Raw genomic sequence first — 411 nt, 5'->3', positions numbered from 1 at the left:
GATCAGCTTTACTCTGGAAACCTTAGATATTCGGCCTGAAGGATTCTCACCTTCATCTCGCTACTCATTCCGGCATTCTCTCTTCTTACCAGTCCACCACTCCTTCCGGTATGGCTTCATCCCGGTAACAATGCTCCTCTACCAATGTTTGCACATTCCTAAGCTTCGGTGTCGTGTTTCAGCCCCGGACATTTTCGGCGCAGGGACTCTCGACTAGTGAGCTATTACGCACTCTTTCAATGCATGGCTGCTTCTGAGCCAACATCCTAGTTGTCTTCGAATCCCCACATCCTTTTCCACTTAACACGCACTTTGGGACCTTAGCTGTAGGTCTGGGCTCTTTCCCTCTCGACCATCCAACTTATCTCGTATGGTCTGACTCCCATGGACCATCTTTACGGCATTCGGAGT

1 rRNA gene is annotated in these 411 nt (G+C 49.6%); it reads right to left on the bottom strand.

The window, feature by feature from the left end:
• A 23S ribosomal RNA gene (locus tag JMF81_RS12760) occupies positions 1-411 on the bottom strand; the annotation flags it as partial.

The organism is Anaerostipes butyraticus, assembly GCF_016586355.1.
Lineage (GTDB): Bacteria > Bacillota > Clostridia > Lachnospirales > Lachnospiraceae > Anaerostipes > Anaerostipes butyraticus.
The sequence above is the reverse complement of the archived record's forward strand: the minus strand, read 5'-3'. Positions and strand labels throughout refer to the sequence as shown.